Consider the following 22,237-nt stretch of genomic DNA (forward strand, 5'->3'; position numbering starts at 1 on the left):
ATATCCTGTCTTATCTTGCTGTTTTTCCTGATGAAAACCTGTTTAGGCGCTCATGTGCCGCTGACCGCGCCAACAAATTTGCCTGCCGACCTGCCGTAATTCATAAAAGTGCAAACAATGCGACTTACTTTCGCTGTATCTCCGGGACAGGCACGAAAGGTTAACTATGTTTTCAGTCGATCAGGTCATTGAACGTTTCTGGCCGAACCAGCGTCCTGCCAACTGGCAGAAACGGATATTGAAGTGGATTCTACGTGAAGATGAATTCCAGCGCTTTGCCGCGCGCTATCCCCACCTGAAAGGGCTGGATATGGTCGAGCAGGTACTGGAACATCTTGACGTCCGTTGCGAACTTAGCGAGCGCGATCTGGAGCAGATCCCATCGCACGGACCGGTGGTGATCGTGGCGAACCATCCACTGGGTACCATCGACGGCATGGCGTTACTGCATGCGATATCTCAGGTTCGCCGCGACGTGAAAATCGTGGCGAACCGGCTAATTATGCTGCTGGAACCGCTCAACAGCCTGATGTTACCCGTCGACAATATCGGTAACCGCACCAACCGCCAGCAGCTGCAGCACATGCAACAGCACCTGAGCAATCAGGGCGTCCTGATTATCTTCCCGGCGGGCGAAGTGTCCCGCCTGACCAGCGCCGGCGTGCGCGATCGCGAATGGCATCACAGCTTTCTGCGCCTGGCCGCGAAAGCGCGCGCGCCGCTGGTACCGGTGCATGTCGAAGGTCGAAACAGCTCACTGTTCTATGCCACCGCGAAAGTCGCACCGTCCGTGGCGATGCTGATGCTGGTGCGTGAAATGTTTAAACAACGCGGGATGCGCATCAAACTGCGTATCGGCGCGCAGATCCCCTTCGCGCACTGGCACGATGGCCATACGCCCGGCAAAGAGCTGGCAAAGCGCGTGCGAAAACATGTTTACCGCCTGGGGCAGGGCAAAAAAGGGCTCTTCCAGACAGAATCCGCCATCGCGCTGGCGGAAGATCGTGCCGAACTGAAAAAGGCTCTGCTGCAAAGCGAGTTGCTGGGCAATACGCCTGACGGCAAGAAGATCTATCTGTGGCGGCGTAACGGGGCGACCTGGGTGCCGATACTGCGTGAACTGGGACGACTGCGTGAGATTGCCTTTCGTGCCGTCGGTGAGGGCAGCGGTCGCCGACGGGATCTCGACAGCTACGATGATGACTACTATCACCTGATTCTGTGGGACGACGCAGAGCTGGAAATCGTCGGTGCTTACCGGTTTATCCCCGGTGGCGAACAGCTGGAACGACGCGGCATGGAAGGCCTCTACAGTCACAGCCTGTTCCATTACGACGAACGCATGATCCCTATTCTTCGTCAGGGCATTGAACTGGGCCGCAGCTTTATTCAGCCCGCCTACTGGGGTAAACGCGGGCTGGACTATCTCTGGCTTGGCATCGGGGCTTACGTGGCCAGATATCCTGAGGTGCGCTATCTGTTCGGACCGGTTTCCATCTCTGGCACTATGCCGCTGGCGGCGCGCGATTTGCTGGTCGCGTTCTATCGGATCTATTTCCCAACGGACTTTCCGCTGGCGACCTCGCGCTGTCCTTATCCGGCCTCTCTGCCTGCTGTACTGGCCCAGTTTAGCGGCAATGATTACAAAGAGGATCTTCAGCGGCTGAAGCAGCTGCTCAGTAACCTCGGCGTCGCCATTCCCACGCTCTACAAACAGTATTGCGAAGTCTATGAGCCAGGCGGGGTGCAGTTTATTGATTTCGGCAGCGACCCGGACTTTAACAACTGTATTGATGGGCTGGTATTGGCAGATTTAACCAAAATCAAGCCATCGCGCTACGAGCGCTACGTGGCGGTCCATCTGCCGAAGTAGCCCGGTGTCACGGTCCTGTCATCAAACTGTCGTAACGTCTTGCACAAAACGTACACGGCAAAGGCGACATCAACATGGCCGCAATTTCACTCTCCGGGCTGAATAAAGCCTTCGCGGCGCAGCCGGTCCTTGAGGCGGTCTCGCTGGAGATCCAGCAGGGTGAGTTTATCGCCGTGCTGGGCCCCTCCGGCTGCGGCAAAACGACCTTACTCAGGTTAATCGCCGGATTTGAAACGCTGGATCGCGGCGAGATCTGGGTGAACGACACGTTGTTTGCCTCCCCGGATTTTCATCTGCCTCCCGAAAACCGCGATCTTGGCGTGGTGTTTCAAAACTACGCGCTGTGGCCGCATATGACGGTGGCTGAAAACGTAGGCTACAGCCTGAAAGTCAGCGGCGTAAACCGTGCCGATCGGGAAGAACGTATCCGGCAGGCCCTGGCGCTGGTCGACCTGCTGGCCTTTGCCGATCGCCGCCCGGCCGATCTGTCCGGCGGTCAGCGACAACGCGTAGCCCTGGCCCGCTGCCTGGTGGCAAAGCCCCGGCTGGTCCTGCTTGACGAACCTCTGGCTAACCTTGACGTGCATTTGCGTGCCGCCATGGAAGAGGAGTTTCGCCGTTTTCACCGTCACAGCGGGGCCACCTTAATTTATATCACCCACGATCAGCGCGAAGCGATGGCGCTCGCCGATCGCGTTGTGGTGCTGAATGCGGGGCAGGTCATGCAGTTTGCTTCACCACAAACCCTGTGGCGTGAGCCCGCTAATGAGATGGTCGCCACCTTTATTGATGAGGGGCGCGTGCTGCCGGTAAAAGAGATTGAACCGACAGGCCAGGGGCAGGCATCGGTGATGCTGTTTGGTACACGGATGCGGTTGCGCTGTGCCGCGCATCAGACAGCCTTGCCGCAGGGTAAAGCCAGCTTTCATCGGGCCAGTTTCCGCCTTGCGGCTGACGAAACCGGCCATTTCACCGCCAGGGTTGAACGCCTGATTTACCGCGGCGGCCATTACGATATCCATCTGTCTCCACAGGCAGAGCCTGAGGTTTCCATCACGCTGGCCCTTGACGATGTCTCTGCTCTCAGGGTTAACGACACCGTAAATATTGCCGTGACTGACGGCTGGATTCTTCCCGCATAAAGGACTTCAGACAGTATGAAAAAACTCATGCTTACCTCGGTTACATCTCTGCTCTTCACGGCTGAGCTGGCAGGCCCCACGCTGGCACAGGCGGCAGATAAGCCTTCCGGCACGCTGGTGGTCTACACCTCGCAGGCACCGGAAATTGCGCAGCAAACTATGGACGCGTTCAAAGCGGCCTATCCCGGTATTCAGGTGGAATGGACGCGCAACGGCACCACGCAGTTAATGAACGTGCTGCACACGGAAATGATGAGCGGCAAGGTGAAGCCCGACGTGCTGTTGGTTGCCGACGCCATCAACCTTGGCGCACTGAAGAAAGAGAAGCAGCTCTATGCGTATCAGGATGCGCCCGTCGATCACCTGAAACCCGCCTTTTATGACCGGGATAAAACCTTTTTTGGCACCAAAATTATCGCCACCGTGATTGCCTACAACACGCAGCGCGCTAAACCCGTTAACAGCTGGAAAGCCCTGCTAAACGCGGACAACAAAGGGCAAATTGCCATGCCCAGTCCGCTTTACTCCGGGGCTGCCTTGTATAAGCTGCACACGGATATCACGACGCCTGACATCGGCTGGAACTTCTATAAACAGCTGGCGGCGCTGGGCATCGCGCCGCAGGGCGGTAACGGACCTGCGTTAAAAGCCGTAGCGAGTGGACTGGATAAATATGGTGTGATTACCGATGCCGACATTATCCGGGCCAAAAAGCAGGGATCGCCCATCGACCTGGTCTATCCCGAAGAGGGCGTGTCTTACGTCACGGAACCCGTCGCCATTATGAAATCGGTGCATAACCTGCCTGCCGCGAAAGCCTTTGTGGATTTTCTGCTGTCAGAGCCGGGACAGAAACTGGTGGTTCAGCAGGGTAACCGGCCGGTCGATGACCGCATTGCCGCGCCTGAAGGCTTTGTTCCGGTAGACCAGATCAAACTGCTGACCCCGGACGTGGAGAAGGCGGTGGCCGATGATGCGCAGGTGCGGGAACAGTTTACCGCGCTGTTCGGTGGCTGAGAATGAGCGTGCTGAGTAACGACTGTCAGCCTCGCCGGGTGCATCGCACGCGCTGGCGTTTTCGCGCTGAACCTTGGGTGCTAGGGCTGCTGGTGCTGACGATCGGGCTGCTGTCCGTGGCGCCTTTTACCCGGCTGATCTGGACAGCGATAGCCCCGCAGGGCGTACCGGATTTGACACGGCTGACGCAGCTGTTGATCAGCCGCCGGGTACTCAGCGCCACGTTAACGACCTTAAGCATCGGGCTGAGCGCCACCCTGTTGTCGCTGTTGCTTGGCACGCTCGCCGCCTGGCTGGTTGCGCTGAGCGATATGCGCGCTAAAGCAGCCTGGGTCTTCGCCTTTATCTTACCCCTGATGATTCCGCCACAGGTGACGGCACTTGCCTGGCTGCAGGCGCTGGCGCCAGGCAGCCTGCTGGCATCGCTGTTTCAGCTGCTGGGTTTACCCTGGTTCGCGCCGGGTGAACAACCGCTCTATTCATGGGGCGGAATCGTGCTGCTGCTGGGCCTGCACAATGCGCCGCTGGTGTTCCTGACGGTGCGTGCCGGGCTTCGCCGTTTACCGGCAGAACTGGTGGAAGCCGCGCAGATTAGCGGCGCTTCGCACGGGCAAATCCTGCGCACCATTATTTTACCGCTGGCGCGTCCCGCCATCTTCGCGGGCGCAGCGCTGGCATTTGTGGCAAGCGTGGGTAATTTTGGTATTCAGGCGATGCTGGGCATTCCGGCACGCCTGCCGACCTTAATTACGCTGGTCTATCAGCAACTTAACGCCATTGGCCCCGGTGCGCTGCCGGATACGGCCGTCTATTCTTTGCTGATTGCGCTGATCACCTTAACCGGCATGATGCTGAGCGGCTGGCTGGGTGGACGGCGTGATGTTCGCGTGAGTGGCTCGCCGCGCCCGTTTCAGCAACCGCTTAACGGCGCGCGGCTGCCCACGGAGGTGATGGCCTGGCTGTGGATGGCGGCTACGCTCATCATGCCGGTCAGCGCGCTGCTGACCAGTGCGCTGACGCGCGGCTTTGGTCAGGCCTTGACGTGGCAGACCCTGACGCTGGAAAACTTTTATCAGGCGCTGTGGGGCTATCCCGCAATACGCCATGCTTTCGCGACCAGCCTGTGGCTCACCTCGCTGGCGACGCTGATGCTCACGGTCATGGCGCTGTTTCTGGCTTTCTTCCTGAGCTGGCGACGCACGCGACTGGTGCGCGGCCTGTGGTTTGCCAGCGAGCTGACTTATGCGCTGCCCGGTATCGTGACAGGTGTGGCGGCAATCCTGTTTTTTCTGCCGCCGCTTCCTCTGCTGGCGGTCTCGATTTACGGCACGGTCTGGATCATTCTCGCCGCCTATCTGTCCAACTTCCTGGCCTTAGTCTTGCGCCCCACTCTGGCGGGCTTCGCACAAATTGACCCCTCGCTGGATGAGGCCGCACGTCTGTGTGGGGCGGGGTTTCTGCGCCGCATGGGCGATATTTTACTGCCGCTGGCGGCGCCGTCTGCGCTGGCGGGAAGCCTGTTGGTCTTTCTGACCGCGCTGAACGAAATTCAGGTCTCGGTGCTGCTGGTGACCTCCGATACGCAAACCCTTGGGCCAACCATTATCTTTCTTGATGAGGGCGGCTCTGCACCGCTGGCTGCCGCCGTAGGATGCCTGATGATTCTGGTTGTTCTGACCTTGATGTTGCTGGCGACGCGCCTGACGCGCGCTTTGCCGCAGGGAGTATTGCCATGGCAAGCCTGACCGTGGTGAGCGGTGTGGGGGGAAAGTTGCCCGCCGCTTTCCTGCTTGAGATTCAGGGATACCGCCTGTTGTGGGATCTGGGCGCGGGGCCGGAGCCCGGCGTAAGGCCGGATTTAACGGTCACGGGGCACGTCGATGCCATCTGTCTGACCCATTCTCATGGAGACCATACAGGTGCACTCGACAGCTGGCAGGCGTTGGGATCGCCGCCGGTTTACGCCACGGAGCTGACCTGGCAGCAGTTGGGAGAGTGCCCAGTACCTGGGCGATCGCGGCACGCATTGCCCTTACGCGGGCAGTGCGCGGTTGGCCCGCTTAATCTGTTTACCGGCCGGAGCGGCCACTCACCGGGATCCGTCTGGTTTCACCTGGCGGTCGCGGGCGGCATCACCTATATGGGCGACTGGAGTCGCGAATCACTGCTGCTGCCTTTTGACCGACCACCACGGGCGCGCTGGTTGATTACCGATGCCTCTTACGGCGACCGTCATCAGCGGCTTAATCAGCAGGTTGACGCGCTGATACAGGCTGCCCGCCACGGGGCGGTGGTCACGGCGCCGTTGCACGGCAGAGGCCCGGAGATGGCACTGCGGCTACGAGCAAAAGGATTACCGGTGGTGCTGTGCCCGCAGGTGCGGGAAGACGTGTCACAGCTGCTGGCGCAAAATGCGCTGCCGGCCGCCACGGCGCTGGCGTTGCTGCCGTTGCTGCGTGAGCCGACGCCTGCGCAATGGCGACCTGACAGCGTTATCGTCGCGGCCGATGCGGTGGCGGACAGCGGCCTGGCCGCCTTGCTGAGCCAGCGACACGAGTTCAACCTGATTTTTAGCAGTCATGTCGCTCGCGGTACGCGGGCCTTCGCGATGCTACAAAACGGCTCAGCGCAGTGGTTGCCCTGGAATGTCCATCCCCCGCTGGACGATCAACTGGCGTTGATCAAACACAGCGGAGCGGAACAGGTCATTCCCGCTTTCGTCGAGCCGGCATTGTGCCAGCAGTTAATCGCCCGAGCGTCTGCCACGCTCAGCTGGCAGCGTCACTTTACGCTGTCATCCCGCTGGGAAAGCTTTGCCTGATCGCATTAGCTGTAAAGCCCGTGCTGCTGCACCGGCGCATGACCCGGATTATCCCGGATGCGGCGTACCGAGTCGCGTACCACCAGCTTGCCGTTCAGCAGCAGATTACCGGGCGGCAGGTTTGGATCTAAACGCAGCGCCTGAAGCATTTTGACGGCGGCCTCGCCCAGTTCGTCTCGCGGAACCTGAACCGAGGTTAACGGGATCTCCTGCACGGTGGCCAGGTTGAAACCATCCATGCTCATCACGGATACATCTTCCGGCACCCGCAGGCCCGCTTGCTGTAACGCCTGCACCGTTCCGGCGGCAATATAATCGCCACTCGCCAGAATCGCCGTAGGGCGCTGCGCCTGCGGGCAGCGACGCAAATAGTCGCCCAGACAGGCGCTGGCTTCGCTGCTGCTAAAACTGTTGAGCGTAATCAGGTGCTGGCGGCTGTCGAAGCGCAGATTCATGGCATGCCAGGCATCGCGTACGCCCTGAAGCCGCTGCTCCATGGTGTAACGCCGAAGGCAGTGCAGCGACAGAATTTGCCGATGGCCCTGTTCAAACAGATAGCGCGCGGAAAACTCACCAATAAGCTGATGATCCGGCGAGACCGAGGGCAGGCGCATTCGGCGGTCGCGGGCGTTGATCAGCACGCAGGGTTTGTTCATTTCGGCCGCCAACTGATGAATGTGTTCATCGTCGATACCGATCAACAGCGCGGCTTCCGTCTGCTGCATCTTGTCGATAAACAGCGCGGCATCACTTTCCACTTCTTCCAGCGGGCAGTAGCGCAACCGCACATCGTGCGGTTTAACGGCTTCGCTGATCCCCTGGATCACCTTGTAATAAAAGATATCCGTGCGGATATCGAATGCCCGCGGTGGCGCAAATACCATCAGGTCATTAAGCAACAGCCGACCATGCTGAAGATTATCCAGTACGCCTTGCTGTTGGGCGATGCGTAACACTTTGTCGCGCGTGGCGGCGCGAATATTGGCTTTCCCGGCAAGGACGCGCGAAACCGTGCTGATCGACACGCCGCTCAGGGCGGCAATTTCGCTCACTTTTAAGCTTTGCTTCATTCTGTGATCGCCCTCAAATCTGCAAATGAAAAAATTTTCATAGGGTGCTGAATCGTGTCCCTGCTGGTCTGCAAGGGCATTTTTGTTATTTCCCGATAGTGCCATGAAAAGGGTTGCAAAAAATGGGCTGTACCCACGTTTTCGGCTTTTTTAAGGTCGGATCAGATAAACAGGCTCGCTGCGCGGCAACGCGTCAATCACTGGCTACAGGAGTTTCATCATGAGTCTCGACTCGACCACCCGCACTCACGCGTCGTCGCGCCCGCTGCGGATGATTAAAAATTTGCGCTGGTGGATGCTGGGCATGTTCCTGCTGGGCGTCACGGTGAATTACATCACCCGTAACTCCCTGGGGATTCTGGCACCGGAACTGAAAAGCACCCTGAATATGACCACGGAGCAGTATTCCTGGGTCGTGGCGGCTTTCCAACTGGCCTATACGCTGTTTCAGCCTGTGTGCGGCTGGTTAATTGATGTTATCGGTCTGAAAGTGGGCTTTTTGATCTGCGCCGTTATCTGGTCTGTCACCTGTCTGCTGCACGCCGGGGCAGGAAGCTGGCTGCATCTGGCGCTGTTACGTTTTGTGATGGGTGCATCAGAGGCGGCAGCCACGCCCGCGAATGCCAAGGCCATTGGGGAGTGGTTTCCGAAAAAGGAGCGGCCGGTAGCGGCAGGCTGGGCGGGCGTTGGCTTTTCCGTCGGCGCGATGCTGGCTCCGCCCATTATTTATATCGCGCATATCTCGTTTGGCTGGCAGGGCGCATTCCTGCTCACCGGCGGGCTGGGTTTGATCTGGGTGGCGCTCTGGTGGTGGGGCTATCACTCGCCTGAACGCCATCCGCGCCTCTCGGATGAGGAGCGGGCGTTTATTACCCAGGACAACGAAGTCATCGGCGAAAAGCTGCCGTTTTTCACTGCGATGAAAGTGATTGGGAAAGAGAAGAAGTTTTACGGAATCGCTATTCCGGCTTTTTTAGCCGAGCCCGCCTGGGCGGTCCTGAGCTTCTGGGTGCCGCTCTACCTGGCCAATGAACGCGGCATGGATCTGAAGCAGATCGTGATGTTCGCCTGGCTGCCGTTCCTGGCCGCTGACTTCGGCAGCGTCGCCAGCGGTTACCTGACAAAACTCTACGTGCGCTGGTTTGGCTGCTCCCGCGTGAACTCCATCGTCGCCAGTTCCGTCACCGGGGCCGCGCTGATGATCTCGCTGGCACTGATGACGCTGGTTAAAGATCCCTATCTTGCCATTGCCCTGATCTCCATCGGCGGTTTCGGCCACCAGGTGATTTCCTGCATGTTGAGCGCGCTGGTGGTTGAGCGTTTTGATCGCCGCCAGATGGCGACGGTCAACGGCATGCGCGGGTCCTGCGCCTGGATAGCCAGCTTTATTTTTTCACTGATTATCGGCGTTACCGCCGACACCATTGGCTTCAATCCCTTGTTTATTGCCATGGGCTTTTTTGATCTGATTGGCGCGGTTTTTCTGGTGATGTTTATTGCCGAACGCCGCCAACGTACTGCTAAACAGTGAGGGTAATCTCATGAAAACACTTAAGACATGGACGCTACATCAACAAACGCCGCATTTTGTCGAACTGAAAGTCGAGCAGCGTCACTTTTTACGGATTTACGTATTAGAAAACGGCCTGATGCGCGTGCTGCTGAAACGCGACGGGGAACTGGCGCTGAACCGCACCTGGAGCATTGCCCCGCAGGAGGATGTGCCCTGGGAGGGGCGCGACCGCGAATCGCTGGAAGGTTTTACGCTGCCCGCCTTTACCCTGCAACAGGAGGCGCAACAAATCCGTCTGGCCACGGACCGGCTGCGGGTTACCGTGCATTATCCCCTTTGCCTCAGTTGGGAACATTTTGACGGCACCGACTGGCAGCCGCTGGCGGTCGATCGCCATACCGGGGCTTACCTGCTGAACATGCATGGCGATGGTGTGGAACATTATCAGCGTCGTCAGCCGCAGGACCGGGTTTACGGCCTGGGTGAAAAGAGCGGCGATCTCAACCGGGTCAATCGCCGTTTCGAAATGCGCAATCTGGATGCGATGGGCTATAACGCTGCCAGTACCGATCCGCTCTACAAACATATTCCTTTCACGCTGACCCAGCGTGACGGCGTCAGCTTCGGGCTGTTTTACGATAACCTCACCAGCAGCTGGCTGGACCTGGGGAATGAGTTAGATAATTATCATCTGCCTTATCGCCGTTACCGCGCAGAGGCGGGCGATCTGGATTACTACATGATGCTGGGCCCGACGCTGCTGGAGGTGACCAAGGCATTTGTTCGCCTCACCGGCCGGACGCTCTTTCAACCGAAGTGGAGCCTGGGCTACAGCGGCTCCACCATGCACTACACGGATGCGCCTGATGCGCAGCAACAGCTCCTGTCCTTTATTCAACTGTGCCGCGAGCATGAGATTCCCTGCGATTCGTTTCAACTGTCGTCGGGCTACACCTCCATCAATAACAAGCGCTACGTGTTCAACTGGAACTATGACAAGGTGCCGAATCCCAATGCCATGTGCGCTGCTTTCCATCAGGCCGGGATGAAGCTGGCGGCCAACATCAAGCCCTGCCTGTTACAGGATCATCCACGTTATAAAGAAGTGGCGGATCAGGGGCTGTTTATCCGCGATTCGGAACAGGATCGGCCTGAGCGTTCCGTATTCTGGGATGATGAAGGCTCGCATCTGGATTTCACCCATCCCCAAACGGTGGCGTGGTGGCAACAAAACGTCACTGAGCAGTTGCTGAAAAAAGGGATCGATTCGACCTGGAACGATAATAACGAATATGAAGTCTGGGACGGCGAAGCACGCTGCTATGGCTTTGGCCAACCCATTGCGATTAAGCACATCCGACCGGTGATGCCGCTGCTGATGATGCGCGCCTCGATGGAGGCTCAGCAGCGCTTTGCCCCGGAAAAAAGGCCGTACCTGATTTCCCGTTCAGGCTGCGCAGGCATGCAGCGCTATGTGCAGACGTGGAGCGGGGATAACCGGACAAACTGGCAAACCCTGCGCTATAACATCCGTATGGGGTTGGGAATGAGTCTGTCGGGCCTGTTTAATGTCGGGCACGATGTGGGCGGGTTTGCCGGCGATAAACCGGATGCGGAGCTGTTTGTGCGCTGGGTACAGAATGGCGTGATGCATCCCCGTTTTACTATTCATTCATGGAATGACGATCACACCGTCAACGAGCCCTGGATGTATCCGGAAGCCACATCAATGATTCGTGAGGCTATTCGCCTGCGTTATCGCCTGATGCCGTATCTGTATACGCTGGCCTGGCAGGCCAGCGAGCAGGATGAGCCAATGCTGCGGCCAACCTTCCTCGATCACGAGCACGATCCGCGCACCTATGACGAGTGCGATGATTTCATGCTGGGGCGCGATTTGCTGGTGGCAAGCGTGGTTGAGCAGGGCGCCCGTCAGCGCCAGGTCTATCTGCCAGATAACGCCCACGGCTGGTATGACTGGCACAGCGGTAGCTGGCTGGCGGGGGGCCAGTCGGTAATGCTGGATGCGCCGCTGGATCGTCTGCCGTTACTGGTCCGTGCCGGTGCTGCCATTCCACTGGGACAGTGTGAAAGTACCACCGATGCGCAGCGTGATAACGTACGGGAACTGCAGCTGTGGCCTGCGCCGGGCAATGCGACCACCTCCGGCGAACTGTTTGACGACGACGGAGAAACGCATGGCTGGCAGAAGGGCAATGCGCTTTGGCTGAGCTGGACGTTAACCAGCAGCGCGTCACGGTTGGAGCTGAGCATTGAAAAGCGGGGAGATTATCAGCCAGCGTGGCGTGATATGGCGATTAGCTTACCGCCGGGCGAGAAGCGTCCGTTGTGGGTCAACGGGGAAATGACAACCTGTTACCGACTGGCGTAACCCAGAGCGCAAATCACACTACCGGCCCACCTGCGTGGGCCGGTTTATTTTAGGCGGAGTGGGTTTCGGTGCTCATGCGTCCAAGGTCTTTATCGACCAGGAACAGACCGTTACCGCTATCGCCAACCATCGCCAGTTTATCCAGCACGGTTTTAAACAGCTTCTCTTCTTCATGCTGTTCTGCAACATACCACTGCAGGAAGTTGAAGGTTGAATAGTCCTGCGTTGTCATCGCTGAGTGCGCCAGTTCATTGATTTTACTGGTAATCAGCTTCTCGTGATCCAGCGCCTGAATCAGCACTTCGTTCAGTGAATTGTAGGCAACGGGCGGTGCAGCAATGCTGCCCAGCACCGGCATAGCACCGGTATCGCTCAGATAGTCGAACAGGCGCTGCATGTGTTCCATCTCTTCACGCGAATGCATTTTCAGGAAGGACGCTGCGCCCTCATAGCCTTTATCGCTGCACCACGCACTCATTTGTAAATAGAGATTGGCGGAGAAAAATTCGAGGTTCAGCTGGTCGTTTAAACGTCCAGTCATTTCAGCAGTCAGCATGGCCGCGTCCTTTGAGTGTTAATAAATTAGTGGTGAATTATGCAACAGGCTGGTAACGAATGGGAAGCCTTTTATTGAAAAATTTGCAATTTATCTGGTTGATTTAAAAAGAATTATTTCAACTGTTGAATGCGAGCGATTATCATTGTGGTCAGATTTTCGGGTCGCCAGTTGTCACTCCCTAAGCCGGTGCGCCTGGCTTCCGTGCGGCTTCCTTTACCGGCAGGTCAGGCTGGATGCGGCTTGGCAGGAAGGCAAGGGTGACCCGGCGATGAACTGGCTGCAGCGCATGCGCAAGAAATGCCTGACCAGAGATTTGTGAGGCAAGGCGTGAAGGTGAATCTTATGCGGGTTCATCGCGAAGAAATCGCATAAACTTTTCGTGAAATGCCACCGTTAACCCTCAGGGTGAATATGCAATCTGTCAAAAGCCATGCTGAATTTTACGACGTCCAGTTTTCAAAAGAAGATTTCACCGGTCTGACGATCGCTGAAACGCATTTTGAAGACTGCGAATTCAATAACGCCAACTTTACCTCTGCGGTGTTTTCGGCCTGCAAGTTCATCAACTGTGTGTTTAATCACTGCAATATGAGCCTGCTGAACCCATCCAATAGCCGCTTCTTTGGCGTTCACTTCAATGAGTGCAAGCTGACCGGCATTGACTGGACGACAGCCTACTGGCCCGATTTTTATCTGGATCACGAACTGCATTTTCAGAAATGTATTCTGGCCAGCGGCTCTTTTTTTGGGCTGCGGTTGCAGGGCTTAAAAATGGAGGCATGCAAACTGACAGAGGTGGATTTCAGGGAGTGCGATTTAACCGGCGCAACGCTCACCGAATCGGACCTCACGGGCAGTTTATTCAATCACACCGTGCTACGTGGCGCAGATCTCACAGAATCCTGGAATTACGCCATCAATATCTTCCATAACACGGTCGATAAAGCCAAATTTTCTCGCCTGGAAGCGGTTTGTTTGCTGGAAAGTCTGGGCATCGAACTCGTCGATTAGTCCAGGCCTGGGGAGTAGCAGCCCCCACGGATACGCTTTATGGGGCAGGTTTCGTTCGGGGTAACGCCTGGCCACCCTGACGCGCTACCGGTGCGACGGCCTGCCGTTTCTGACTGACGCCACTTTCTCTTCCGTACGCTGTAGGCCAATAGCACAAAATATTGTATGCTATGCCGCCTTAAAGTTGACCAGGTAACCGGAAGCACGCCAATGTAACTTTGCGCTCACCCCGCGACGACATAAAGTCGCATTTGGCACCGTTTATCCGCCGGTAAGGTTCTGCCGGCCACCGTGATTTATCTGCCGCGCCTGTTAGCGCGTGGCTACGTTGAGAAGAATTCACTCATGTCTAATCCCTTTTTAGAAGAGGTGGCACGCCGCCGCACCTTCGCGATTATCTCGCACCCGGATGCCGGTAAAACCACAATTACCGAAAAAGTCCTGCTGTTCGGACAGGCGATCCAGACCGCCGGTACGGTAAAAGGCCGCGGCTCCAACCAGCATGCGAAGTCTGACTGGATGGAGATGGAAAAGCAGCGTGGTATTTCAATCACGACGTCAGTTATGCAGTTTCCCTATCGTGACAGCCTGGTAAACCTGCTGGATACGCCGGGGCACGAAGACTTCTCTGAAGATACCTATCGTACGCTGACCGCCGTTGACTGCTGCCTGATGGTGATCGACGCAGCGAAAGGCGTTGAAGATCGTACCCGTAAGCTGATGGAAGTGACGCGCCTGCGCGATACGCCGATCCTGACCTTTATGAACAAACTCGACCGTGACATCCGCGATCCGATGGAACTGCTGGATGAAGTGGAAAGTGAGTTAAAAATCGCCTGTGCGCCCATCACCTGGCCAATAGGCTGCGGTAAGTTGTTTAAAGGGGTTTATCACCTTTATAACGATGAAACTTATCTCTATCAGACCGGTAAAGGGCACACCATCCAGGAAGTGCGCATCGTTAAAGGCCTGAATAACCCGGACCTCGACGCGGCCGTCGGCGAAGAGCTGGCCGCACAGCTGCGTGAAGAGCTGGAGCTGGTGCAGGGCGCCTCGCACGAATTCGAAAAAGAGGCTTTCCTTAGCGGTCAGCTCTCTCCGGTGTTCTTTGGTACTGCGCTGGGTAACTTTGGCGTTGATCATATGCTGGATGGCCTGGTGGAGTGGGCGCCGCGCCCCATGCCGCGCCAGACCGATACCCGCCAGGTTGAGGCAAAAGAAGAGAAATTTACCGGTTTCGTGTTCAAGATTCAGGCTAACATGGATCCCAAGCACCGTGACCGCGTGGCGTTTATGCGCGTGGTATCAGGCCGTTATGAAAAAGGCATGAAGCTACGCCAGGTGCGCACCGGCAAAGACGTCGTGATTTCTGATGCGTTAACCTTTATGGCGGGCGACCGTTCGCACGTAGAAGAAGCCTATCCGGGCGATATCATCGGCTTGCACAACCACGGCACGATTCAGATCGGCGACACCTTTACCCAGGGTGAGAACATGAAGTTCACCGGTATTCCGAACTTCGCGCCAGAACTGTTCCGCCGTATTCGCCTGCGCGATCCGCTGAAGCAAAAGCAACTGCTGAAAGGGCTGGTCCAGCTGTCGGAAGAGGGCGCGGTTCAGGTGTTCCGTCCGGTTCACAATAACGACCTGATTGTGGGAGCAGTTGGTGTCCTGCAGTTTGACGTGGTCGTCGCGCGTCTGAAAAGCGAATACAACGTTGAAGCCATCTATGAGGCGATTAACGTTTCTACGGCACGTTGGGTCGAGTGCAGCGATGCCAAAAAGTTCGAAGATTTCCAGCGTAAAAATGAGGTGAACCTCGCGCTGGATGGCGGTGATAACCTGACTTATATCGCTCCCACCATGGTGAATCTGAATATTACTCAGGAACGCTATCCTGATGTGACATTCCGTAAAACCCGCGAGCACTAATTCGTGCTTTCAGGGCCATTCCAGCACGGAATGGCCCTGTTCCAACGGATACAGAACCCTCCTAAAACGCGCCTTTTCCTCTCTTTTGACGCACGATCAACCAGTTACCCGAGCAAAACTCTAAATCCCGACTATGATTACTTCATCGGACGGTTTAAGAGACTTATTCTCCCCGCGTCCAGTGCCGCAGCAGCACTGTTTGCTGCTCTTGCGCCCACAGTTTTGGGCGAGTTAACAGATAGAAGGATGATATCGATGCACACAACTAAGATTACTAAAACATTGATGGCTGCGATGATCGGTACTGCTCTGCTGAGCGGAAGCGCATTTGCAGAGGAATCCGCGTCTCAGAAAGCCTCACAAACGGCTGACAGCGCCGGTGCAAAAATTGACAGCTCAATGAAGAAAGTGGGCGGCTTTATGGATGACAGCGCCGTGACGGCTAAAGCAAAAGCGGCCCTGGTTGATGACGACTCCATCAAAAGCACCGACATTTCTGTCAAAACCCATCAGGGCGTTGTTACCCTGAGCGGCTTTGTGACCTCACAAGATCAGGCTGAGAAAGCCGTGGCCGTGGTGAAAAAAGTTGAAGGCGTTAAATCAGTCAGCGACAAGCTGCACGTGAAAGACGCGAAAAAACAGTCAATGAAAGGTTATGCCGGTGACGCTGCCACAACCAGCGAAATTAAAGCTAAGCTATTAGCAGATGACATGGTTCCTTCACGTAACGTGAAAGTAGAAACCACCGGCGGTGTGGTTCAGCTTTCAGGTGAAGTGGCGAATCAGGCACAGTCTGACCGTGCCGAAAGCATCGCTAAAGCTATCGAAGGCGTAAAAAGTGTTAAAAATGACCTGAAGGTCAAGTCTTAACACGACCCGGTGCGGCTTCTTTTGGAAGCCGCACTGATAAAAATACCCATCGTGGGATGAAACAAGCAGTTCAATATTAAAATGGTTAAGGAGAGGCTTATGTTTCGTTGGGGCATTATTTTTCTGGTGATCGCACTGATCGCTGCTGCATTAGGTTTTGGTGGCCTTGCCGGTACCGCAGCCTGGGCAGCTAAAGTCGTATTCGTGGTGGGTATTATTCTGTTCCTCATCAGCTTGTTCACTGGCCGTAAAAAGCTATAGCGATGACCCAGACTGTTTGATGCTGGCGTAGTCAGCATCAAACGGAGACCAGTTATTTGTGCGAATGTTATTGTGAGGCAAAGGATGCTTCATATTCGCAACGATGTGTTAAACGGCGCAACGCCAATAGCACAATTTATGGACAACGTAGCTGGTTCTCCGTGCTAGTATCCTTTCACAATTCTAATCCCTGCATTCCCTACATTTTCCTATCGGGAACCCAATCTGAGGTCGGTACATTGGGTATACGTATTCCCGTGACGCTCGGGGCGATTGAACCCCTTGCTCTCACACCTTTTAAAGCCAGGAAAATCGCCTTAGTGTGCGAGGGTGGCGGTCAACGCGGCATCTTCACCGCCGGCGTATTAGATGAGTTTCAGCGGGCTAAATTCAACCCTTTCCAGCTTTTGCTTGGCACGTCAGCCGGGGCACAGAATCTGTCTGCCTTTGTCTGCGCGCAGCCGGGCTACGCGCGCCGGGTGATCACCCGCTATACGACCAGCAAGCAGTTTTTCGATCCGCTGCGTTTCTTACGCGGCGGCAATCTTATCGATCTCGACTGGTTAATCGACATCACCCGAAGCGAATTCCCCCTGGCGATGAGCAGTGCCGAAACCCTGTTTTCCAGCGGGCGCGAATTCTATATGTGTGCCTGCCGCAGTGATGACTATGCGCCCAGTTATTTTGCGCCCACCAGTGATAACTGGCTGGAAATTATTAAAGCTTCCAGTGCGATTCCGGGCTTTTATCGCCTGGGAGTGGATCTGGAAGGCATCAGCTATCTGGACGGTGGCGTCAGTGATGCCATTCCCGTGCGTGAGGCGGCCAAACGTGGCGCAGATACGATCGTGGTGATCCGTACCGTGCCCTCTCAGATGTTCGATACGCCACGCTGGATAACGCGTATGGAACGCTGGTTCAGCGGCGGTGCGCTGCAGCCGATGCTCACTATCCTGCATCATCATGAGCAGACCTATCGGGAAACGCAGCAGTTTATCGAGTCACCGCCAGGGGATTTACGCATCATTGAAATTTTCCCACCGCGCGTGCTGGCCAGTAACGCGTTAGGCAGCCGGATCGCCTCGCTTAACCAGGATTACCACCTGGGACGCCGCTGTGGCCGCTATTTTATGGCGACGCTGGGCCAGTGGCTGAGCGATGCCGAGCCGCAAACAGGGCTGGATATCGTTACGCCTGCCGCGCCGGTGGCGAATGAACCCAACAGTGGGGCGATCGTTACGCCGCTGGCGGGCAATGACGACGCCTGGAATGAAGGCTCGCTGGCATGAGGTTTGTGGATACCCATTGCCACTTTGATTTTCCGCCCTTCGTCGGGCAGGCGGCGGAAAGTCTTGCCCGGGCCGCCCAGTCCGGCGTTGAAAAAATTATCGTGCCCTCGGTGGACGCGGGACGCTTTGCAACGGTCTGCCAGCTGGCTCACGCCCATCCCGCCCTTTATGCTGCGCTGGGGCTGCACCCGATTGTTATTGAACATCATCAGGAATCGCATCTTAGCGAGCTGGAAGCCCGGTTGATAAAGTCGCCCGCTAAGCTGGTAGCGTTAGGTGAGATCGGCCTGGATCTTTATCGGGACGATCCGCAGTTCGACAAGCAGAAACATTTTCTGGATGCGCAGCTGAAGCTGGCTAAACGTTACGATCTGCCGGTGATCCTGCACTCGCGTCGAACGCACGATCAGCTGGCGCTGCATCTGCGCCGTCACGATCTCTCGCGCCGTGGCGTGGTTCATGGTTTTGCCGGTAGCCTGCAGCAGGCCCAGGCTTTTATCAAACTTGGCTATGCGATTGGCGTGGGCGGCACCATTACCTATCCGCGCGCCAGTAAAACCCGACAGACCATCGCACAGTTACCGCTTTCATCCTTGTTGCTGGAAACGGATGCCCCCGATATGCCGCTGAACGGTTTTCAGGGCCAGCCCAACCGACCAGAGCGCGCTTTTCAGGTGTGGCAGGTGCTGTGTGAGCTGCGTGAAGAAGCGCCAGAGGTCATTGCCGATGCGCTATGGCACAACAGCCACAGACTTTTTCGCCTTTCCTGATGTCGCCCGTTTACCCTTCTTCTCACAAAATGTTATAATAGTAACATTCCCGTCGTGGGCTTATACGGGCTTCACTTCGCCTGATTTCGTGACTGAATCAACTTTAATTTGAAATATTGCAGTTGTTTCATATTTCGATGTGACGAATGGCACATATTCACCGGCTCCGAATTGTTATTATTATCACATATGGGTGGATAATAATTCACCCCTTGTCCTGGAGATTGTTATGACTGATATCAAACAGCAGGCTCTACGCGCGCTGAAACTGATGGATTTAACCACCCTGAATGAAGATGACACCGATGAGAAAGTGATCGCACTCTGTCACCAGGCGAAATCCCCGGTGGGCAATACCGCCGCCATCTGCATTTATCCGCGTTTTATTCCCATTGCTCGCAAAACGCTGCGTGAGCAGGGCACGCCGGACGTGCGTATTGCCACCGTCACCAACTTCCCCCACGGCAATGACGACATCGAGATCGCACTGGCTGAAACCCGTGCCGCTATCGCCTACGGTGCTGACGAAGTGGACGTGGTTTTCCCTTATCGCGCGCTGATGGCTGGCAATACTCAGGTGGGCTTTGATCTGGTTAAAGCCTGCAAAACAGCCTGTGCGGAAGCGGATGTACTGCTGAAAGTGATTATTGAAACCGGTGAGCTGAAGCAGGAAGCGCTGATCCGTCAGGCCTCTGAAATTGCCATTGATGCCGGAGCGGACTTTATCAAAACCTCAACCGGTAAAGTGCCCGTGAATGCAACGCCCGAAGTGGCGCAGATCATGATGAGCGTGATCCGCGATAAAGGTGTGAAAGCGCAGGTTGGCTTTAAACCGGCTGGCGGCGTGCGTACCGCTGAAGATGCCGCCATCTATCTGCAACTGGCTGAAGATACGCTGGGTGCCGACTGGGCTGACGCACGCCACTTCCGTTTTGGCGCTTCCAGCCTGCTGGCAAACCTGCTGAACACCCTTGGACACAGCAGCGATACCCGTCAGTCAGGCTACTGATATCTCCGGGCGGCATCTTGCCGCCTTTTCTCCTCTTTCCCTGACGTAAGGGGGCGACTTTGTACCTTGCACAAGAAATCATTCGAAAAAAACGTGACGGCCACGCGCTGAGTGAAGACGAGATTCGTTTCTTCATTAACGGCGTGCGTGATAACAGCGTTTCGGAAGGACAAATTGCCGCGCTGGCAATGACCATTTATTTTCACGATATGTCGCTGCCGGAGCGGGTTGCCCTGACGATGGCGATGCGTGACTCAGGCACCGTGCTGAACTGGAAATCCCTGAATCTGAACGGGCCGGTGGTCGATAAGCACTCCACCGGCGGCGTCGGCGATGTCACCTCGTTGATGCTGGGGCCGATGGTGGCCGCCTGTGGCGGCTATATCCCGATGATCTCAGGTCGCGGGCTGGGGCACACCGGCGGCACCCTGGACAAGCTGGAAGCGATTCCCGGGTTTGACATTTTCCCCAGTGATGACCACTTTCGCCAGACCATAAAGCAGGTTGGCGTGGCAATTATTGGCCAAACCAACTCCCTGGCTCCGGCGGACAAACGCTTTTACGCCACGCGCGACATCACGGCCACCGTGGATTCGATTCCGCTGATCACCGCCTCGATTCTGGCGAAAAAGCTGGCCGAAGGGCTGGATGCGCTGGTGATGGATGTCAAAGTCGGCTCCGGGGCATTTATGCCCACGTATGAAGCCTCTGAAAATCTGGCGCAGGCCATTGTTGGCGTCGCCAACGGCGCGGGCTGTCGCACCACGGCGCTGTTAACGGATATGAACCAGGTGCTGGCCTCCACGGCCGGTAACGCGCTGGAAGTGCGCGAAGCAGTGCGCTTCCTGACCGGTGCGCAGCGTAACCCGCGCCTGCTGGAAGTCACTTTGGCGCTGTGCAGCGAAATGCTGATCTCCGGCAAACTGGCGGAAAATGAGGCTGAGGCACGCGAAAAACTCATGACGGTGCTGGATAACGGCAAGGCCGCAGAGGTGTTTGCCCGCATGGTGGCGGCGCAGAAGGGCCCGACCGATTTTGTTGAGCGCTACGACAGCTATTTACCTGCGCCAACGATGAGCAAAGCGGTTTATGCCGACCGGGCAGGCTGTGTTACGCATATGGATACCCGCGCGCTGGGCATGGCGGTGGTGGCGATGGGCGGTGGACGCCAGCGCGCCAGTGATGCCATCGATTACAGCGTGGGCCTGAGCGACATGATCACCCTGGGCGAGCAGGTGGATGCTTCACGTCCGCTGGCGGTCATCCATGCCAGCAGCGAAGCGCACTGGCAACAGGCCGCTGCCGCCGTAAAAGCCGCGATTACCTTGGGTGAACGCGCCCCGGCAGCCACGCCTGTCGTGTATCGCCGCGTCACTGAGGCAGGCTGACGCAGGGAACCCCTTTATACCGTCCCGGATTCAGGTATACTGATCTGATCGCTTTTTTTTGACTTGTCGCGCGCTTTTGGCGCAGGAGACTGGCATGAAACGTGCTTTTATTATGGTGCTGGATTCGTTTGGAATCGGCGCCAGCAAAGATGCCGATAAATTCGGTGATGCAGGTTCAGATACGTTAGGTCATATCGCAGAAGCCTGCTTTAACGGTCAGGCGGATAAGGGCCGTAAAGGGCCGCTGCACTTACCTAATCTGACCGCGCTGGGCCTGGGCAAAGCGGCTGAGCTGTCTACTGGTCGTTTTCCTGCGGGGCTGGATCCTGAGGCGAAGATCACGGGCGCCTATGCTTACGCCAGTGAGCTTTCATCGGGCAAAGATACGCCGTCTGGCCACTGGGAAATCGCCGGCGTGCCTGTTCTGTTTGACTGGGGATACTTCAGCGATAAGCAGAACAGCTTCCCGCAGGCGCTGCTGGACAAACTGGTGGAACGCGCCGGTTTACCCGGCTATCTCGGCAACTGCCACTCATCCGGTACGGTAATCCTCGACCAGTTGGGCGAAGAGCACATGCGCTCTGGCAAGCCGATTTTCTACACCTCGGCGGACTCCGTATTCCAGATCGCCTGCCACGAAGAAACCTTCGGGCTGGAGCGGCTGTATGAACTCTGTGAAATTGCGCGCGAAGAGCTGACCGAAGGCGGCTACAACATTGGTCGCGTGATTGCCCGGCCGTTTGTGGGCGACAAAGCAGGCAGCTTCGAGCGCACCGGCAACCGTCACGATCTGGCCGTTGAGCCGCCATCGCCGACCATGCTGAAGAAGCTGGTGGACGAGAAGGGCGGTCATGTGATTTCGGTTGGTAAAATTGCCGATATCTATGCTGAGCAGGGCATCACTAAAAAAGTGAAAGCCACCGGTCTGGACGCGCTGTTTGATGCGACCATTCAGGAAATGAAAACTGCGCCGGATCAAGCGATTGTGTTCACCAACTTTGTCGACTTCGATTCCACCTGGGGCCATCGCCGCGACGTTGCGGGTTATGCGGGCGGCCTGGAGCTGTTTGACCGCCGTTTGCCAGAGCTCATAGAACTGGTCAAAGAGGATGATATTTTGATCCTCACCGCCGACCACGGCTGTGACCCGACCTGGGAAGGCACGGAACACACACGCGAGCATATTCCGATCCTGATTTACGGACCGAAGGTTGAGCCGGGATCGCTGGGCTATCGCGACACCTTTGCCGATATCGGCCAGACGATCGCGCACTATTTTGACCTGTCCCCCATGGACTACGGCAAGAACATGCTGTAAAA

Annotated in this window: 18 protein-coding genes; 16 read left to right on the forward strand and 2 right to left on the reverse strand. The window is 56.5% G+C overall.

Features of this window, described 5'->3' with window-relative positions:
* The first annotated feature begins 166 nt into the window (after positions 1–166).
* The 5 genes from olsF to P9J57_RS03765 all read left to right on the forward strand — a co-directional run bounded on the left by olsF (position 167) and on the right by P9J57_RS03765 (position 6,853).
* A complete protein-coding gene (olsF, locus tag P9J57_RS03745; protein WP_013027186.1) occupies positions 167–1,873 on the forward strand; it encodes a bifunctional ornithine lipid synthase OlsF in 1,707 nt (568 codons plus the stop codon).
* A 74-nt stretch (positions 1,874–1,947) separates the two neighbouring features.
* A complete protein-coding gene (locus P9J57_RS03750; RefSeq protein ID WP_029570654.1) occupies positions 1,948–3,015 on the forward strand; it encodes an ABC transporter ATP-binding protein in 1,068 nt (355 codons plus the stop codon).
* A gap of 15 nt (positions 3,016–3,030) precedes the next feature.
* Entirely contained in the window at positions 3,031–4,032 is a 1,002-nt protein-coding gene (locus P9J57_RS03755; RefSeq protein WP_483279393.1) for an ABC transporter substrate-binding protein, read from the forward strand.
* Positions 4,033–4,034: 2 nt separating this feature from the next.
* Positions 4,035–5,777, forward strand: a complete 1,743-nt coding sequence (locus P9J57_RS03760; protein ID WP_014594595.1) for an ABC transporter permease — start codon at positions 4,035–4,037, stop codon at positions 5,775–5,777.
* Entirely contained in the window at positions 5,765–6,853 is a 1,089-nt protein-coding gene (locus tag P9J57_RS03765) for an MBL fold metallo-hydrolase (protein WP_105078911.1), read from the forward strand. Before P9J57_RS03760 ends, P9J57_RS03765 begins: the two co-directional genes overlap by 13 nt.
* A gap of 5 nt (positions 6,854–6,858) precedes the next feature.
* Here the strand turns inward: P9J57_RS03765 and P9J57_RS03770 are convergent, their stop codons facing one another.
* Positions 6,859–7,923, reverse strand: a complete 1,065-nt coding sequence (locus P9J57_RS03770; RefSeq protein ID WP_015699526.1) for a LacI family DNA-binding transcriptional regulator — start codon at positions 7,921–7,923, stop codon at positions 6,859–6,861.
* A 220-nt stretch (positions 7,924–8,143) separates the two neighbouring features.
* Here P9J57_RS03770 and P9J57_RS03775 point away from each other — a divergent pair, with 220 nt between their 5' ends.
* Positions 8,144–9,454 (forward strand): MFS transporter, encoded by a 1,311-nt coding sequence (locus P9J57_RS03775; RefSeq protein WP_013027180.1) that lies wholly within the window; start codon positions 8,144–8,146, stop codon positions 9,452–9,454.
* 10 nt (positions 9,455–9,464) lie between these two features.
* Complete coding sequence (locus P9J57_RS03780; RefSeq protein WP_014594592.1) at positions 9,465–11,828, forward strand: glycoside hydrolase family 31 protein; 2,364 nt, start codon at positions 9,465–9,467, stop codon at positions 11,826–11,828.
* Positions 11,829–11,877: 49 nt separating this feature from the next.
* Here P9J57_RS03780 and ftnA read toward each other — a convergent pair whose 3' ends face one another.
* Complete coding sequence (gene ftnA, locus P9J57_RS03785) at positions 11,878–12,384, reverse strand: non-heme ferritin (protein ID WP_013027178.1); 507 nt, start codon at positions 12,382–12,384, stop codon at positions 11,878–11,880.
* 414 nt (positions 12,385–12,798) lie between these two features.
* Between ftnA and P9J57_RS03790 the strand changes: the two genes are divergently transcribed.
* The 9 genes from P9J57_RS03790 (at position 12,799) to deoB (ending at position 22,235) form a co-directional block, all read left to right on the forward strand.
* Entirely contained in the window at positions 12,799–13,398 is a 600-nt protein-coding gene (locus P9J57_RS03790) for a pentapeptide repeat-containing protein (RefSeq protein WP_014605062.1), read from the forward strand.
* 345 nt (positions 13,399–13,743) lie between these two features.
* On the forward strand, positions 13,744–15,330 hold the full coding sequence (gene prfC / locus P9J57_RS03795) for a peptide chain release factor 3 (protein ID WP_014594591.1): 1,587 nt from the start codon (positions 13,744–13,746) through the stop codon (positions 15,328–15,330).
* 255 nt (positions 15,331–15,585) lie between these two features.
* On the forward strand, positions 15,586–16,200 hold the full coding sequence (gene osmY / locus P9J57_RS03800; protein ID WP_041457804.1) for a molecular chaperone OsmY: 615 nt from the start codon (positions 15,586–15,588) through the stop codon (positions 16,198–16,200).
* Between the two features lie 99 nt (positions 16,201–16,299).
* The gene (locus P9J57_RS03805; RefSeq protein ID WP_003848537.1) at positions 16,300–16,461 is read left to right on the forward strand and encodes a DUF1328 domain-containing protein; all 162 of its coding nucleotides are present in this window, start codon (positions 16,300–16,302) and stop codon (positions 16,459–16,461) included.
* Positions 16,462–16,700: 239 nt separating this feature from the next.
* Positions 16,701–17,750, forward strand: a complete 1,050-nt coding sequence (locus tag P9J57_RS03810) for a patatin-like phospholipase family protein (RefSeq protein WP_014605064.1) — start codon at positions 16,701–16,703, stop codon at positions 17,748–17,750.
* On the forward strand, positions 17,747–18,520 hold the full coding sequence (locus tag P9J57_RS03815) for a TatD family hydrolase (RefSeq protein WP_028715793.1): 774 nt from the start codon (positions 17,747–17,749) through the stop codon (positions 18,518–18,520). The genes P9J57_RS03810 and P9J57_RS03815 overlap by 4 nt, the downstream gene beginning before the upstream one ends.
* Positions 18,521–18,749: 229 nt before the next feature.
* A complete protein-coding gene (deoC, locus tag P9J57_RS03820) occupies positions 18,750–19,529 on the forward strand; it encodes a deoxyribose-phosphate aldolase (protein ID WP_014605066.1) in 780 nt (259 codons plus the stop codon).
* A 59-nt stretch (positions 19,530–19,588) separates the two neighbouring features.
* Positions 19,589–20,917, forward strand: a complete 1,329-nt coding sequence (gene deoA / locus P9J57_RS03825; RefSeq protein WP_015699531.1) for a thymidine phosphorylase — start codon at positions 19,589–19,591, stop codon at positions 20,915–20,917.
* Positions 20,918–21,011: 94 nt separating this feature from the next.
* Positions 21,012–22,235, forward strand: coding sequence for a phosphopentomutase (deoB, locus tag P9J57_RS03830; RefSeq protein ID WP_029569146.1), 1,224 nt, complete (start codon positions 21,012–21,014; stop codon positions 22,233–22,235).
* Positions 22,236–22,237 lie beyond the last annotated feature (2 nt).

The organism is Pantoea sp. nfd-35, from assembly GCF_056892255.1.

Excerpts from the sequence above, each read along its gene's own strand:
- olsF (WP_013027186.1), top strand. The coding sequence starts at position 167 with ATGTTTTCAGTCGATCAGGTCATTGAACGTTTCTGGCCGAACCAGCGT.
- P9J57_RS03750 (WP_029570654.1), top strand. The coding sequence starts at position 1,948 with ATGGCCGCAATTTCACTCTCCGGGCTGAATAAAGCCTTCGCGGCGCAG.
- P9J57_RS03755 (WP_483279393.1), top strand. The coding sequence starts at position 3,031 with ATGAAAAAACTCATGCTTACCTCGGTTACATCTCTGCTCTTCACGGCT.
- P9J57_RS03760 (WP_014594595.1), top strand. The coding sequence starts at position 4,035 with ATGAGCGTGCTGAGTAACGACTGTCAGCCTCGCCGGGTGCATCGCACG.
- P9J57_RS03765 (WP_105078911.1), top strand. The coding sequence starts at position 5,765 with ATGGCAAGCCTGACCGTGGTGAGCGGTGTGGGGGGAAAGTTGCCCGCC.
- P9J57_RS03770 (WP_015699526.1), bottom strand. The coding sequence starts at position 7,923 with ATGAAGCAAAGCTTAAAAGTGAGCGAAATTGCCGCCCTGAGCGGCGTG.
- P9J57_RS03775 (WP_013027180.1), top strand. The coding sequence starts at position 8,144 with ATGAGTCTCGACTCGACCACCCGCACTCACGCGTCGTCGCGCCCGCTG.
- P9J57_RS03780 (WP_014594592.1), top strand. The coding sequence starts at position 9,465 with ATGAAAACACTTAAGACATGGACGCTACATCAACAAACGCCGCATTTT.
- ftnA (WP_013027178.1), bottom strand. The coding sequence starts at position 12,384 with ATGCTGACTGCTGAAATGACTGGACGTTTAAACGACCAGCTGAACCTC.
- P9J57_RS03790 (WP_014605062.1), top strand. The coding sequence starts at position 12,799 with ATGCAATCTGTCAAAAGCCATGCTGAATTTTACGACGTCCAGTTTTCA.
- prfC (WP_014594591.1), top strand. The coding sequence starts at position 13,744 with ATGTCTAATCCCTTTTTAGAAGAGGTGGCACGCCGCCGCACCTTCGCG.
- osmY (WP_041457804.1), top strand. The coding sequence starts at position 15,586 with ATGCACACAACTAAGATTACTAAAACATTGATGGCTGCGATGATCGGT.
- P9J57_RS03805 (WP_003848537.1), top strand. The coding sequence starts at position 16,300 with ATGTTTCGTTGGGGCATTATTTTTCTGGTGATCGCACTGATCGCTGCT.
- P9J57_RS03815 (WP_028715793.1), top strand. The coding sequence starts at position 17,747 with ATGAGGTTTGTGGATACCCATTGCCACTTTGATTTTCCGCCCTTCGTC.
- deoC (WP_014605066.1), top strand. The coding sequence starts at position 18,750 with ATGACTGATATCAAACAGCAGGCTCTACGCGCGCTGAAACTGATGGAT.
- deoB (WP_029569146.1), top strand. The coding sequence starts at position 21,012 with ATGAAACGTGCTTTTATTATGGTGCTGGATTCGTTTGGAATCGGCGCC.